A 14,584-nucleotide genomic window follows, 5' to 3' on the forward strand; every position below is an offset into this window, starting at 1 on the left:
TTATCATCGGCAAGATAACAGGGCCTTCCGATGCATCCGGCGGCAAAACTGCAATTTGAGCGCGTTGTCGTCGAATTTGGGCGATGGCGCGCACTCGCTGAGGATGACCGGCCGCCCGCTCCAGCCTGGTGGTGGGGACCGGCGGTCGAGGTACGGGATATCGCCCAGGCGCTGCCGGCGCGTTGGAGCGCCAGATTGGGTTTGCCCGATGGCGCGACTTACGCCGACGGCGCGGGCGTCCTGTTCCATTCCCTGGCTGGCCAGGTCATCCAGCCCTGGCCCTATGACTTTTCGCGCAAGGTGAGGTCCACGGACTCCGACGTGCGCGATTTGCATGCGCAGCCGTCAGATGACAGTGCTTTCCAGCCTTGAAGGCGAAGCCGATTGGCGCGCATCGCCGGCGTCCGGTTGCAGCGGCGGCGAGGCCAGCAGCGGCTCGGCTCGAAGCATATCCGCCATCTGCTGAGGCGGCAGCGGTTTTGAGAACAGGAAGCCTTGCATTTCATCGCAGGCATGATTGCGCAGGAACGTCTGCTGCTCGATGGTCTCGACGCCCTCGGCGATGACGGTCATCCCCAGCGCCTTGCCCATGCTGATGATCGCCTGCGTGATGGCCTGGTCCTCTGAATCAACAGGCAGATCGCGCACGAAGGAACGGTCGATCTTGATGGTGTCGATCGGGAATTGCTTCATCAGCGACATCGACGAATAGCCGGTGCCGAAATCGTCGATTGCAAGCCGGATGCCGCGGTTCTGGATCGCGTCGAGCACCTTGATCGCCCGCGAAACGTTGCGCATCACCATGCTTTCGGTGACCTCGAGCTGCAGCAGCACCGGCGACATGCCGCTTGCCAGCAACGCCTCGTCGACATCATGCAACAAATTGGCGTCGGCGAACTGCCGCGGCGACAGGTTGACGGCCATCGTCACCGGCCGCAGGCCGCGGCGTTGCCAGGCCAAGTTCTGCGCGCAGGCTTCCGTCAGCACCCAGCGGCCGATCGGCACGATCAGCCCGGTCTCTTCCGCCAGCGGAATGAATTGCCCCGGCGATACCAGGCCGAGTTCGGGATGGTTCCAGCGCAACAAAGCCTCGACGCCGGTGATCTGACCGCTCGCCATATCGACCTTCGGCTGGTAGTGCAGCGAGAACTGGTCACGCTCCAGCGCGCGGCGCAGGGCGCTCTCCAGCGTCAGACGCTCGATCGACTGCGCCTTGATCTCCCTGGTGAAGAAGCGGAAGCTGTTCTTGCCGTCCTCCTTGGCAAGATACATCGCCATGTCGGCGTTCTTGGTCAGCGTCTGCATGTCGGCGCCGTCAGACGGATACATCGCGATGCCGATCGAGGCCGTGGTGTGGCACTCGTGGCCGCTGAGCTGCAGCGGCTGGCTCAGCACGGACAGGAGTTCGCCGGCGATGCGTTCGACTTCGTGACGTTCGGCGGCTTCCTTCAGGATCACGACGAATTCGTCGCCGCCGAGCCGCGCCACCACGTCGCTCGAACGCAATGCGTTGCGCAGCCGGCCGCCGATTTCCACCAGCAGCATGTCGCCGGCGTCATGGCCCAGCGAGTCGTTGATGACCTTGAACCGGTCGAGATCGATGAACAGGACCGCAAACGACCGCTGATAGCGCTCCGCGGCATCGATCGCCCGGCGCAGCATCCCGTTGAACATCTCGCGGTTCGGAAGGTTGGTCAGGCTGTCATGCGAGGCCAGATACTCGATCCGCTCGTCCGCTCGCATCTTTTCGTCGGCGCGGTCAAAATTCTCCAGCGCCAGCGATACATTGTCGATGAGCCGCTGCAGCAGTTCGGAGAACTCCGGCGTGAACGTATCCTTCTCGATCGCAACGAAGATCATGACGCCGGCGACCCGCCCCCGCACCAGCAGCGGGTAGGCGGCACTCGCACGGGTCCCATCCCTGCGGGCGCGCGCATGGAACACCTGGCTGCGCGGGTCGGCCAGGTAGTCGTTGATGATGCAGGGCTTGCCCGAGCGGATCGCCATGCCGGCGGACCCGCGTCCTTCCGGATGGGCCTTGTTGGCGGACACCCGCACCTCGCGCGAACTGGCAGCGGTCGGTCCGGCGGCTGCGACAATGTCCAGATAATCGCTGTCCGTTCTCGTCAGCGCAATGGAAGTAGCGGTAAACTTGCCGCCGTTTGCGGTGGCCTGGCACACCAGATCGAACAACTCGCTGCGCGAATTTGCCCGCACGATCGCTTCATTGGTCGCGCTGAGTGCCGCGAGCATGCGCGTCAGGCGTTCTTTCTGCTCCTCGGTCCTCGCCTTTTCGTCGGCCCGCTCGAACGTCTCCAGCGAGAACGATACGTTGTCGGCGAGCCGTTGCAGGAGCTCGGTAAATTCAGGCGTGAACGCGTCCTTGTACAAGGAGACGTAGAGCATGACGCCCACCACCTGCCCTCGCACCAACAGCGGAAAACCGGCGCCCGATCTGGAGCCCTCCCGGCGGGCCTTGGCGTGGAATGCCGCGGCCCTCGGATCCGCAAGATAGTCGTTGAAGATGCAGGCCTGGCCGGTGCGGAACGTGATGCCGCAGACACCGCGCCCTTCCGGATGCGCTTCATTGATCGACAGGGTGACCTGACGCGCGCTCTGGCCGGTCGGACCGGCGCCGGCCACGATATCCATGAAATCGCTGCCCGGCCTTGCCAACGCGATGGTGGTGGAGGTGAACCTGCCGCCTGTTGCCGCCGCCTCGCAAACCAGTTGATACAGTTCGTCGCGCGATCCCGCCCGAACGATCGCTTCATTGGTCGCGCTCAGCGCCGCGAGCATGCGTGTCAGGCTCTCCTTCTGCTGCTCGGTCTTCGCCTTCTCGTCGGTGCGATCGAAACTTTCGAGCGCAAAAGACACATTGTCGGCCAGCCGCTGCAGCAGCTCGGCAAACTCCGCGGTAAACGTTTCCGTCTGCGAGGAAATGAACAGCATCACACCGACGATCCGCTCCTCGACCAGCAACGGAAACGCGGCGCCCGACCTTGCACCGTCGCTGTTGATGACCTGATCGAACGCATCGTTCCGCGGGCCTGCCAGGAAATCGTTATTGATGCAGGCCTGCCGGGAACGGAACGCCGTCCCGCAGACCCCGCGACCTCCCGGCACAGCCGCGCTGGTCGAGACCTTCAGACGGCGGGCGTTTTCCGCCGTCGGCCCGGCCGAGGCAACCATGTTGAAGGAATCGCTGTCAGGCCTGACGAGAAGGATGCTGGTCGAATTGAACCGGCCACCGTGTGCCGCGGCCGTGCATACCAATTCGAACATTTCGGTGCGCGACCTGGCCCGCATGATCGCTTCATTGGTCGCGCTGAGCGCCGCGAACATCCGCGTCAACCGTTCTTTCTGTTCGTCGGCTTTCGCCTTGGCGTTGGCGCGTTCAAAGTTTTCGAGGGCGAACGAGACGTTTTCCCCGATCCGCGCCAGCAGCGCGATGATCTCCTCATCCGCCGCCCATGCCTTGCCGACAAAGAACATCACGACGCCGACGCTCTGTCCGGCCTTGATCAGGGGCACGGCGACGCAGGCGACGACGCCGGCCTCGCGTCCGGCCTGCTGCCACGGGCCACCCTGCGAGATGTCGTGGTTGACGCACAGCCGCTGCGTCCGGTACGCCTGACCGGCAACGCCCCTGCCGTAGTCATTGTCGGCATCGATCGAGAAGCGCGTCCGGGTCAGCAGATCCAGGCTCTCGCCGCTGCCGGCCGCAGGCTTCAGCCAGATCGAATGCGGCTCTGACAGCAGGACCACCGTCGCGACCGACTTTCCGCTGTAAACGGCGGCATCGCAAACGCGCTGGTAAAGCTCCTGTTCGGTCTTGGCACGAAGGATCGCTTCATTGGTCGCGCTGATGGCGCCGAACATCCGGTTCAGACGCCGCATCGTCCGCTCGCCATCCTTGCGCGCCGCTTCATGATCGAAATTGTCGAGGGCGAATGAAAGGTTCGCCGACATGCGTTCGAGCAATGCGACGACCGGGGCGTCGATCGACCCGGCTTCGCGCCGCGTGACGAGGAAGACGCCGATGCTGCGGCCGTTGCGGGTCAGCGGCAACCCGACGGCCGCGCCGACCTGTCCGGCAGCGGCACCCTGGCGCCAGGCCAGCGAATGCGCGTCGTTGAGATAATCGTTGCTGACGCAGAGCTTCTGATCGCGAAAGGCCTGCCCGCAAACCCCGGAGCCCTCAGGCGTATCCGCCACGATCGAAATGTCGATGCCGCGCAGCCTTGCGGTGTCTTCGCCGAAACCGGCCGCAAACCGCAGCAGATTGGTATGAGGGTCCAGCAAAAAGACGGCCGTCGCCAAGAAGTCCCCGCTGGAGAAAGCGGCTTCACAGACCTTTTCGTACAGTTCTTCCGGCGATCTTGCGTACAGGATCGCTTCGTTAGTCGCATTCAACGCTGCAAATGTACGCGCGATACTGGTCTTCACGGCTCTCGAGCTCCCAGCAGACAATACGGGCCTGCTGCCCCACGGAAATTTATGCGCGAAAGACGCCTAAATGGTCGTTATTGGCGGCCGGAAGTTGCGATTCAGAGTAAATGACCGCCCAACATCGCAAGCCCGTTCTCCGAAGAACTACGGTTCCGTTCACGATTTGTCAGCCATGAGAGCGACGGCGCGTCCGCGAGTAACGCCCTCTGCGACGGTAGCCAATTTTCGTCAGATGAAATCCGAACCGCGCGAGCCCGCCTCACGGGCATGCCGGTACGGACATTCTGCCCTTGCTCTCATGCCACCGCTTTGAGACCATGCTTCGACAACAACAAGCAAGACCCGCTGCTCGCGGGCATTCGATGAGGAAAACCCATGCCGATCGTCCAGGCCGACCGTCTCACACGCATCGGCGCGGCACTGCTCAGGGCTGTCGGCGCATCGGACGAGGAAGCCAAAGCGGTCGCTATCGGCTGCGTCAACGCGAACCTCGCCGGCCACGATTCCCACGGTATCATCGCAATCCCGACCTATATCGACCGCGTCAAGGCCGGCCACATCGTGCCCGGAGCGAAGTGGACCATCGTGCAGGAATCGCCGACCACGACCGTGATCGACGGCCACTGGGGTTTTGGGTTTCACGTTAATGCCAAGGCGATGGCGCTGACGATCGAGAAGGCGAAGACCGCGAACGTCGCCGCCTGCACGGTGTTTCGCCAAAGCCATGTCGGTCGGCTCGCCGCCTATCCATTGATGGCGATGCAGGAGGGCATGATCGGCATTGCGACCGCCGACTCCGGCCGCTCGCCGAAGATCGTGGCGCCGTTCGGCGGCCGCGAGGCACGGCTCGGCACCAACCCGATCTCGATTGCCGTTCCCTCCGACCTCGACGCGCCGTTTTATCTTGACATGGCAACCTCCGCCGTCGCCGCCGGCAAGATTGCGCTGGCCGTGTCGCGCAACGAGGAAATCCCGAAGGGTTGGATCGTCGATGCCGAGGGACGGCACACCACCGACCCCAGGGAGTACAGGAAGGGCGGCGCCCTGCTGCCGCTCGGCGGCAGCGAGGGTTACAAGGGCAGCGGCCTTGCCGCGATGGTCGAGGTGTTGTGCGGGCTGCTCACCGGGCTGGGCTTCGGCGTCGAGCCGACCGGCCGCCACAATGACGGATGCTTCATGGCGGTGTTCAACGTCGCGGCGTTCCGCCCGCTGAAGGATTTCAAGAAGGAAGTCGCCGAATTCGCGCGCTATCTGAAAGAGACGCCAACGTCCGAAGGTTCCACCGGCGTGTTCTATCCGGGTGAGGTCGAGTATATCCGCGAGCAGCAGCGCAAGGTTTCCGGCATCGAAATCGAGGACGCGACCTGGGACAAATTGCGCGCGCTGGCCGGCGAGTACAAGCTCGCAGCCGAACTCGATCTGACATGAAGCCACGCTTGGCCGATACAGGGAGAACGATATGACACGGCAAATGGCGATGGTCGGCTTCCTGCAGGCGCAGAACTGCACCAATTTGCCGAGTTCGTGGCGGCACCCGGAATCGCGCGACGATTCGATGTCGGCCGATTACTATCAGGAGATCGCCCGGATTCTGGAAGCCGGTAAATTCCACATGGCGTTCTTCGACGATCGCCTGGCGATGCCGGACCGCTACGGCAACGACCACGCCCACACGGTCGAATACGGCATCCGCTGCGTGAAGATGGATCCGATCGTGGTGCTGACCACGATGGGCATGGTCACCGAGAAACTCGGATTGGCCTCGACCTGCTCGACCACCTATTTCGAGCCGTTCGACGTCGCGCGCCGCTTCGCCACGCTCGATTTGATGACAGGCGGACGCGCGGGGTGGAACGTCGTCACCTCGCTCAATGACGGCGAGGCTCACAACATGGGCAAGGATGCCCATCTCGAGCATGACTACCGCTACGACCGCGCCGACGAATTCATGGAAGTCGTGCTCGGCCATTGGGACACCTGGGAAGACGGCTCGCTGATCATGGACAAGAACAGCGGCCGCTTCGCCGATCCGGCCAAGGTCAGGCGGCTCGACCACAAGGGCCAATTCTTCAAGTCGCGCGGTCCATTCACCGTGCCACGCTCGGCGCAGGGCCATCCCGTCATCATCCAGGCCGGCGCGTCCGGCCGCGGCCAGCGCTTTGCGGGACGATGGGGCGAGGTGATTTTCACCGCCGCGCGCAACGTGGCCGCCGCCAAGGAGGGCTATGCCGCGGTCCGCAACGAAGCGGCGAAGGCCGGCCGCGATCCCGACCAGATGTTCCTCTGCAACCTCACCACACCCGTCTGCGGCGCGACCAGGAGCGAGGCCGAGGACAAGATGGCGGTCATCAACAAGCTGCCGCTGCAGATCGACGCGCTGTCGCTGCTCGCGGAAGCCTTGAATTACGACTTCGCCTCCAAGCCGCTCGACGAGCCCCTGACAACAGAAGAGCTCAAGAGCATGCAGGGCATCCTGGGCATTCGCGACGGCGTGCTCAAGAATTCAGGCAAGGCCAATCCCAGCGCGCGCGACTTCGTCACCTTCTCCGGCCGCGGCCAGGTGCAGGACGCGATCGTGGGCGGCCCGAAGGAGATTGCGGACAAGTTGGAGGAGATGTTCGTCGAGCGCGGCTGCGACGGCTTTGTCATCGCGGCCACCATCGTGCCCGGCTCCTACGCCGACTTCGTCAAGCATATCGTGCCGGAATTGCAGCGCCGCGGCCTGTTTCACAAGGATTATGCCGGCAAGACGTTGCGCGAGAATCTCGGCCTGCCGCGCACCAAAGCCGGCGCCTGGAAAACCAGGCCTCAGGCCGCAGCCGAATAAAACAAAGGACACTTCATGCGTTGGCTCAAATTCACCGCCGCCGGCAACACATCCTGGGGCCTCGTCGAGGGCGACAAGGTCGTATCAGTCAGCGGCGACCCCTTCGGCGAATGGCAGCGCGGCGCGCAAACCCACGCACTCAGCGAAGTGAAGATCGAACTGCCGCTGATCCCGCGCACGTTCTATTGCGTCGGGCTGAACTATCTGAAGCATCTGAAGGAAGCCGCCGACAAGGCCGGCACGGTTCCGAACGTGCCTGATCGTCCCGAGATCGGCTACCGCGCGCAGAACGCCCTGATCGCCCATGATGAAGACGTGGTGATCCCGGCAACCGCGACCGAGAAAATCCACTACGAAGGAGAACTGGTCGTCGTCATCGGCAAGAAGGCAAAACACCTGACCGAAGCCGACGCGATGTCCTGCGTGTTCGGCTACACCATCGGCAACGACGTCAGCGAACGCACCTGGCAGAAGGCCGATCGCTCGCTGTGGCGATCCAAGAACGCCGACACCTTCAAGCCGATGGGGCCCTGGATCGAAACCGACGTCGACCTCGACCGGATGGAGACCGCGATCCGGGTCAACGGCAAGGAAACCGGCCGCTTCCGCACCAACGAGATGATCTTCAGCATCGTGCCGTTCATCGTCGAGCTGACGAAATATTTCACGCTGTGGCCGGGCGACGTGATCTGGATGGGCACCGACGGCGCCTCGCCGGATCTGAAGGCCGGCGACGTGGTCGAGATCGACATCACCGGCATCGGCACCCTGCGCAACAGGTTCGTGGCGGATAAACGCTAGAGCGTTTTCCAGCGAAGTGGACACCGGTTCGCGTCAAGAAAACGCGTCAAAACAAGAATCTGGGGCGCCTACTCGATCTTGATCCCGGCGTCCTGAATCACCTTGCGCCAGCGCGTTTCCTCGACGCTGAAATAGCGGTCGAGTGCTTCGGGCGGCTCCGCCACCATGACAAGCCCTTCGTTGACGCCGAGCTTCTTGAATGCCTCCGACTGGACGGCCTTGGCGGCCGATTTGTTCAGGAGGCCGATGATGTCAGGCGGAGTTTTGGCGGGCGCGTACACGCCATACCAGGCCTCGGCCGCGTAGCCGGGAACGCCGGCTTCCGACACCGTCGGCAATTCCGGGAAGGCCGGCGAGCGCTCGGCCGACGTCACCGCGATTGCGCGCAACTGGCCGGCCGCGACCAGCGAGGCAGCGCTGGCGACCGTGGTGAAGATCACCTGGATCTGTCCGCCGAGCAGGTCGGTGATCGCGGGCGCCGCCCCCTTGTAGGGCACGGTGGTCAGGTTGACCTTGGCTATGTGCTTGAACAGTTCGCCGGCCAGATGCGCCGAGGTGCCGGTGCCATAGGTTCCGTACGACAATTTATTGGGCTCGGCCTTGGCCACCGCAATCAGGTCGGCAATCGATTTGATCGGCGACGCCGGATTGACCACGACGAGGTTGAAGGAACGCGCGATCAACGCAACCGCCGCAAAATCCTTATGCGCATCGTAAGGCAGCTTCGCGTTCAGGCTTGGATTGACCGCGTTGGCAAAGGTTGCCATCAACAGCGTGTAACCGTCAGGCGCGCTGGCCGCGACCGACTGCGTGCCGATGATGGTGCCCGCGCCCGGCTTGTTCTCGATGATGATGGAAGCGCCAAGATCTTTTGCCATCTCCTGCGCCAGCGTCCGCGCGATCACGTCAGTGCCGCCGCCCGGTGCAAACGGCACGACGATCCTGATGGTCCGGTCAGGATAGGCTGCGAAGGCCTTCGCGCTCGACGGGACGGAAACCGCGACTAATAGCGCGAGCAACGCAACAAGGCTTTTCGTGTGGCGCCGAATTCTCATGTTCGCATCCACCAAAGTTCGCGGTCGATCAGGGCCGCATACCCATAAACCTGGCGGCGCCCCACATCGATATTGAAGCCCAAGACCGGTAGCGCCTAAACCGCGGTCGCCTTGGCGAACTCGACATAGATTTCGCGCAGCCGATCGGTCATCGGGCCGGGCTTGCCGGTCGCGACTTTCTTGCCGTCGATCGATACCACCGCCTGCACGAACACGGAGGCGCTGGTGATGAAAGCTTCCTTCGCGGCCAGCGCTTCTTCCACCGTAAAGGCGCGCTCCTCGATCCGGAGCTGGCGTTCTTCGGCCAGCTTGACCACCGCCTTGCGGGTGCAGCCCGGCAAGATCTCGCTGCCGTTCTGCCGCGTCACCAGGACATCGTCCTGCGTCAGGATGAATGCCGAGGACGAGCCGCCCTCGGTGACCTTGCCGTCCTCGATCATCCAGGCTTCGCCGGCGCCGGCCGCGGCCGCCGCCTGCTTGGCCAGCACCTGCGCCAGCAGCGCCACGCTCTTGATGTCGCGGCGGGTCCAGCGCAGATCGGGCACGGTGATGACGGCAATGCCGGTCTTGGCCGACGGTGCGTTGATGATGTCTTTCACGGAGGTAAACATGACCAGCGTCGGCTTGACGCCCTTTGGAAACGCAAAATCGCGGCCGGTGTCGGCGCCACGTGTCACTTCCAGATAGACCATGCCGTTGACGAGATTGTTGCGCGACACCAGTTCCTTCTGGATCTCCTGAATCCGTTCGATGGTCTCCGGCAGCGCCAGCTCGATCTCGCCGACCGAACGCTCCAGCCGCGCCAAATGCGAGGCATTGTCGATCAGCTTGCCGTCGAGCACGGCCGCGACCTCATAGATGCCATCGGCGAACAGGAATCCGCGGTCGAGAATCGACACCTTGGCGTCGGCCATGGGCACGAATGAACCGTTGACGTAGGCGATCTGTTCCAAGCGGAGTCTCCTGAGAGCGCGAAGAGGGATTGAGGACTCATATACGCAAATTGCTAATGCGGATAAACCCTCAACGTCATTCCGGGGCGCGCCCTTTGGCGCGAGCCCGGAATCCATACTCCCGATCGTGGTTATGGATTTCGGGCTCGCGCTTCGCGCGCCCCGGAATGACGGTCAGGCTTAATGCGACAGAATCTTCGACAAAAATTTCTGCGCGCGGTCGCTGCGCGGCTTGCCGAAGAAGTCGTCCTTCAGTGCATCCTCGACGATCTCGCCCTGGTCCATGAAGATCACGCGATGCGCCACCTTGCGGGCAAAGCCCATTTCGTGGGTCACGACCATCATGGTCATGCCCTCGCGGGCCAGATCGACCATCACGTCGAGCACTTCGCTGATCATTTCGGGGTCGAGCGCCGAGGTCGGCTCGTCGAACAGCATGGCGATCGGATCCATCGCCAGCGCGCGTGCAATCGCCACGCGCTGCTGCTGTCCGCCGGACAGTTCGGCCGGGTATTTGTTGGCATGAACCTTCAATCCGACGCGGTCGAGCAGCTTGGCGGCCTTGGCCATCGCCTCGTCGTGGGACCGGCCCAGTACCTTCTCCTGCGCCAGGCACAGATTCTCGATGATCTTCAGGTGCGGGAACAGTTCAAAATGCTGGAACACCATGCCGACGCGGGCGCGCAGCTTGGGCAGGTCGGTCTTCGGATCATTGACCTTGATGCCGTCGAGGATGATGTCGCCCTCCTGGATCGGCTCCAGCGCGTTGACGCATTTGATCAGCGTCGACTTGCCCGAGCCCGACGGGCCGCACACCACGACCACTTCGCCCTTGGCGACCTTGGTCGTGCAGTCCTTCAGCGCCTGGAAGGTCGACCCGTACCATTTACTGACGTGATTGATCTCGATCATGCGCGTTCCCTAACGAACAATACTGATACGCGCCTGCAGGCGCCGGACGCCAAACGAGGCGACGCAGGAAATCGTGAAATAGACCACCGCCGCGAACAGGTACATCTCGACCAGCCGGCCGTCGCGCTGCGCAACCTTGCTCGCAGCGCCGAGGAAATCCGGCATCGACAGCACGTAGACCAGCGAAGTGTCCTGGAACAGCACGATGGTCTGGGTCAGCAGCACCGGCAACATGTTGCGGAACGCCTGCGGCAGCACGACGTAGCGCATGGTCTGGGCGTAGGTCATGCCGAGCGCATTGGCTGCGGCAGGCTGGCCCTTGGAGATCGACTGGATGCCGGCGCGCATGATCTCGGAAAAATACGCCGCCTCGAACATGATGAAGGTGACGAGCGCGGAGGTGAAGGCGCCGACGCTGATCGGACGCGACGCGCCGGTCAGCCATTGCCCGAGATAGGGCACCAGAAAATAGAACCAGAAGATCACCAGCACCAGCGGCAGTGACCGCATGAAGTCGACGTAAAGCCCGGCGATCCGGCCGAGCACCTTGAAACCGGACAGCCGCATCAGCGCGATCAGCGTACCGAAGATGATCCCGCCGAGCGCAGAGAGCGCGGTCAGGGTCAGCGTAAACGCCATGCCGTCGAGAAACAGGTAGCCGAGCGAACGGCGGATGACGTCGAAATCGAAACTGGCGAACATGCGCTATTTCCCCGTGATATAGCCGGGGATCGCCAGGCTGCGTTCGAGGAAGCGCATGCCGGTGACGACGACGATGTTGATCAAGAGATACATCACGGTCGCGGCGGTGAAAGCCTCGAACACCTGGAACGAGAATTCCTGCATCGATCGCGCCTGGCCGGTCAGCTCGATCAGGCCGATGGTGATCGCGACCGCCGTGTTCTTGATGGTGTTGAGGAACTCCGAGGTCAGCGGCGGCATGATGATTCGAAATGCAATCGGCAGCAATACGTAGCGATAACCTTGAAACGTCGTCAGCCCGAGCGCAGTCGCGGCCTGTTTTTGTCCGCGCGGCAGCGAGGCGATGCCGGCGGCCAGTTGCACGGCGACGCGCGCCGACATGAACAGGCCGACCCCGATCGCCGCGGTATAGAACGGCGCGTTAGGCATCTGCTTCAGCCACAGCCCCCAGCTCCGCGGCAGCAGTTCCGGCAGCACGAAGAACCAGAGGAAAAGCTGCACCAGAAGCGGCATGTTGCGGAAGAATTCGACCCAGGCGAAGCCGATCCAGTAGGCGGTCTTCGATGGCAGCGTCCGCAACACGCCGACGATCGAGCCGAATATCAGCGCGATGATCCAGGCGAAGATCCCGGTCTGGATGGTCAGCCACAGCCCCGACAGCAGCATATCGAAATAGGTGCCGGTCCCGCCCGGGGCCGGCTCGAAGAAGATGCTCCAGTTCCAATTGTAATTCACGAAGGCCTACCGTCCGCTACGTCGCCGAAACGTGCCCATGCAATGGTTGGGCCATTGCATGGGCAGAAGCACTTGTTTGCTTATTTGTAGGCGTCCGGATCCGGCGAATCCGACGGCTTGGCGTACTGGTTCTTCAGCTCCGCGCTCATCGGCGAGTTCAGGTTCAGGCCCTTCGGCGGGATCTTCTGGGTGAACCACTTGTCGTAGATCTTCTGGCCCTCGCCGCCCTTATAGAGCGCTGATGTGGCGGCATCGACCACCTTCTTGAAGGCCGGGTCGTCCTTGCGCAGCATGATGCCGTAGGGCTCCGGCTTCGAGAACGCGTCCTTGGAGATCACGTAGTCATCCGGCGCTTTCGAGCCGGCAACCAGGCTCGCCAGCAGGATGTCGTCCATCACGAACGCCACCGCGCGGTCGGTCTCGACCATCAGGAAGGCTTCGGCGTGGTCCTTGGCCGGAATGATGTTGGCGCCCAGCTTCTTTTCCGCATTGGCTTCGGTCAGCTGCTTGATGTTGGTGGTGCCCGATGTCGAAACCACCGCCTTGCCCTTCAGATCGTCGATCGAGTTGATCTTGCTCGACTTCTTCGAGACGTAGCGGCTCGCGGTCAGGAAGTGGGTATTGGTGTAGGCGATCTGCTTCTGGCGCTCGGCGTTGTTGGTGGTCGAGCCGCATTCCAGATCGATGGTGCCGTTGGCCAGCAGCGGAATCCGGGTCGACGACGTCACCGGATTGAGCTTGACCTCGAGCTTGTCGAGCTTGAGCTCCTTCTTCACGGCATCGACGATCTTGTAGCAGATGTCCATGGCGTAGCCGACCGGCTTCTGGCTGTCATCGAGATAGGAGAAGGGAATCGACGAATCCCGGAAGCCGAGCGTGATGGCCCCGGTATCCTTGATGTTCTTCAACGTTCCGGTGAGTTCCTGCGCCATCGCCGGCGTGGCGCACAACGCGCCGGCCAGCAGACAGCCGATAATATGACGGTGTTTCACGTAACTTCTCCCTCTATTGGTTTGAAATTCATCATCCACTCGATCTCGACGACCTGGAAGGTGATTTGGCCGACGATCTCGAGGCGGTCCTTTCCTGATTGCCCCCATCGTGTCCGGCACTATACCTGCATAACTCGGACCAAAACAGATTTAGCGACCGCTGGCTATTCGTCCTATCTCTAAAGGCGACCATTGACAAAGGCAGCGCCCATTTGTCACCGCCGACCGCCGTCAGCCCCTTGCGGCCGGAGGCTGCCACCGTGCTCTCGCAAAGCCAGGCGACGCCGCGGCCGGCGAGCGCCATTTCGCACAGCACGTCCGACATGTCGCTTTCGATCACCCGGGTGCCGGAAACCGGGGCATTTTCCAGGATGAGATCAACCAGGCGCGCAAAATACACGCCCGGCGAGTACATCAGAAGCGGCACCGGATGCGTCGGCCGGCCGGGCAGCGAGGCACTCCCCTTCGTCACCAGCGCCTGGCTGGCATAGGGCCGCAGGAATTCGGTGCCGAGGATCGCACGTTCATAGCGGTCCGGATCGAGATGGATCGGCTGCTGGGCGTGGTGGTAGCAGATCATCAGGTCGACATTGTTCGAGACCAGCGAGGTGACGAGGTCGTGGATATTGCCGACCACGACCGAGCAGCTCAGGCGCCGCTCCTGCGACCAGAGCTGCCACCAATGCGGCAGGCGGGAAGTCGCCATCGCAAACGGCAGCGCGATCCTGATATGTTCGTGACGCCGAACCGGCTTGCCGCCCAGCTCCACCCGCGCGTCCAGCATCTGCCGCAGCAGCTCGCCGGCATGTTCGCGAAACCGCTCGCCCTGCGGCGTCAATTGGGTCGGATAGACGCTGCGGTCGATCAGGTCGAAGCCGAGCCAGGCCTCCAGCGATTTGATCCGGCGGCTGAACGCAGCCTGTGAGGTATTTCGTCGCTCGGCCGCCCGCGTAAAGTTGCCGGTCTCGGCCACCATCAAAAAATCCTGCAGCCAGCGCAGCTCCATCACGCACCTTGCCTGGACGCGTGGCGCCGCCGCGCCGGCCTGCGGCGCCTCTCCAGGCGGCGCAAGGCAGCGAACAGCGTCGGGTGCTCGTTGCCGGTCAAGAATGTGATCCCCCATGCGCGGAACCTAGCCAATCGGCACGCGCCTTG

Annotated in this window: 12 protein-coding genes; 4 read left to right on the top strand and 8 right to left on the bottom strand. The window is 62.8% G+C overall.

The window, feature by feature from the left end:
• Positions 1-30 precede the first annotated feature (30 nt).
• Positions 31-372, top strand: coding sequence for a hypothetical protein (locus JQ609_RS26050; protein WP_212209559.1), 342 nt, complete (start codon positions 31-33; stop codon positions 370-372).
• Here the strand turns inward: JQ609_RS26050 and JQ609_RS26055 are convergent.
• Positions 346-4,449, bottom strand: a complete 4,104-nt coding sequence (locus JQ609_RS26055) for a GAF domain-containing protein (RefSeq protein WP_212275724.1) — start codon at positions 4,447-4,449, stop codon at positions 346-348. The genes JQ609_RS26050 and JQ609_RS26055 overlap by 27 nt on opposite strands.
• 378 nt (positions 4,450-4,827) lie before the next feature.
• Here JQ609_RS26055 and JQ609_RS26060 point away from each other — a divergent pair, with 378 nt between their 5' ends.
• Genes JQ609_RS26060 through JQ609_RS26070 form a run of 3 tightly spaced genes read left to right on the top strand, consistent with a single transcriptional unit; the run spans position 4,828 to position 8,080 of the window.
• On the top strand, positions 4,828-5,880 hold the full coding sequence (locus JQ609_RS26060) for an Ldh family oxidoreductase (protein WP_212275726.1): 1,053 nt from the start codon (positions 4,828-4,830) through the stop codon (positions 5,878-5,880).
• A 31-nt stretch (positions 5,881-5,911) separates the two neighbouring features.
• Complete coding sequence (locus tag JQ609_RS26065) at positions 5,912-7,279, top strand: LLM class flavin-dependent oxidoreductase (RefSeq protein WP_212209556.1); 1,368 nt, start codon at positions 5,912-5,914, stop codon at positions 7,277-7,279.
• 15 nt (positions 7,280-7,294) lie between these two features.
• The gene (locus tag JQ609_RS26070) at positions 7,295-8,080 is read left to right on the top strand and encodes a fumarylacetoacetate hydrolase family protein (protein ID WP_212209555.1); all 786 of its coding nucleotides are present in this window, start codon (positions 7,295-7,297) and stop codon (positions 8,078-8,080) included.
• Between the two features lie 68 nt (positions 8,081-8,148).
• Here JQ609_RS26070 and JQ609_RS26075 read toward each other — a convergent pair whose 3' ends face one another.
• The 7 genes from JQ609_RS26075 to JQ609_RS26105 form a co-directional block, all read right to left on the bottom strand.
• Positions 8,149-9,135, bottom strand: coding sequence for a tripartite tricarboxylate transporter substrate binding protein (locus JQ609_RS26075; protein WP_212275727.1), 987 nt, complete (start codon positions 9,133-9,135; stop codon positions 8,149-8,151).
• 95 nt (positions 9,136-9,230) lie between these two features.
• A complete protein-coding gene (locus tag JQ609_RS26080; RefSeq protein WP_212209553.1) occupies positions 9,231-10,088 on the bottom strand; it encodes a D-amino-acid transaminase in 858 nt (285 codons plus the stop codon).
• Positions 10,089-10,268: 180 nt separating this feature from the next.
• A complete protein-coding gene (locus JQ609_RS26085) occupies positions 10,269-11,000 on the bottom strand; it encodes an amino acid ABC transporter ATP-binding protein (RefSeq protein WP_212209552.1) in 732 nt (243 codons plus the stop codon).
• A gap of 9 nt (positions 11,001-11,009) precedes the next feature.
• Positions 11,010-11,702 (bottom strand): amino acid ABC transporter permease, encoded by a 693-nt coding sequence (locus JQ609_RS26090; protein WP_212209551.1) that lies wholly within the window; start codon positions 11,700-11,702, stop codon positions 11,010-11,012.
• A 3-nt stretch (positions 11,703-11,705) separates the two neighbouring features.
• Complete coding sequence (locus JQ609_RS26095) at positions 11,706-12,437, bottom strand: amino acid ABC transporter permease (RefSeq protein ID WP_212209550.1); 732 nt, start codon at positions 12,435-12,437, stop codon at positions 11,706-11,708.
• 80 nt (positions 12,438-12,517) lie between these two features.
• The gene (locus JQ609_RS26100) at positions 12,518-13,369 is read right to left on the bottom strand and encodes an amino acid ABC transporter substrate-binding protein (protein ID WP_212209662.1); all 852 of its coding nucleotides are present in this window, start codon (positions 13,367-13,369) and stop codon (positions 12,518-12,520) included.
• Positions 13,370-13,460: 91 nt separating this feature from the next.
• Positions 13,461-14,435 carry a LysR family transcriptional regulator gene (locus JQ609_RS26105; RefSeq protein ID WP_212275742.1) on the bottom strand — a complete coding sequence of 325 codons (975 nt, stop codon included), beginning with the start codon at positions 14,433-14,435 and terminating at the stop codon, positions 13,461-13,463.
• Between the last annotated feature and the right edge of the window lie 149 nt (positions 14,436-14,584).

It is taken from the genome of Bradyrhizobium sp. AUGA SZCCT0169 (assembly GCF_018130085.1).
Classification (GTDB): Bacteria; Pseudomonadota; Alphaproteobacteria; order Rhizobiales; family Xanthobacteraceae; genus Bradyrhizobium.

Coding starts and splice junctions, on each gene's coding strand:
- JQ609_RS26050 (WP_212209559.1), top strand. CDS start 31: ATGCATCCGGCGGCAAAACTGCAATTTGAGCGCGTTGTCGTCGAATTT.
- JQ609_RS26060 (WP_212275726.1), top strand. CDS start 4,828: ATGCCGATCGTCCAGGCCGACCGTCTCACACGCATCGGCGCGGCACTG.
- JQ609_RS26065 (WP_212209556.1), top strand. CDS start 5,912: ATGACACGGCAAATGGCGATGGTCGGCTTCCTGCAGGCGCAGAACTGC.
- JQ609_RS26070 (WP_212209555.1), top strand. CDS start 7,295: ATGCGTTGGCTCAAATTCACCGCCGCCGGCAACACATCCTGGGGCCTC.
- JQ609_RS26075 (WP_212275727.1), bottom strand. CDS start 9,135: ATGAGAATTCGGCGCCACACGAAAAGCCTTGTTGCGTTGCTCGCGCTA.
- JQ609_RS26085 (WP_212209552.1), bottom strand. CDS start 11,000: ATGATCGAGATCAATCACGTCAGTAAATGGTACGGGTCGACCTTCCAG.
- JQ609_RS26090 (WP_212209551.1), bottom strand. CDS start 11,702: ATGTTCGCCAGTTTCGATTTCGACGTCATCCGCCGTTCGCTCGGCTAC.
- JQ609_RS26100 (WP_212209662.1), bottom strand. CDS start 13,369: ATGGCGCAGGAACTCACCGGAACGTTGAAGAACATCAAGGATACCGGG.
- JQ609_RS26105 (WP_212275742.1), bottom strand. CDS start 14,435: ATGGAGCTGCGCTGGCTGCAGGATTTTTTGATGGTGGCCGAGACCGGC.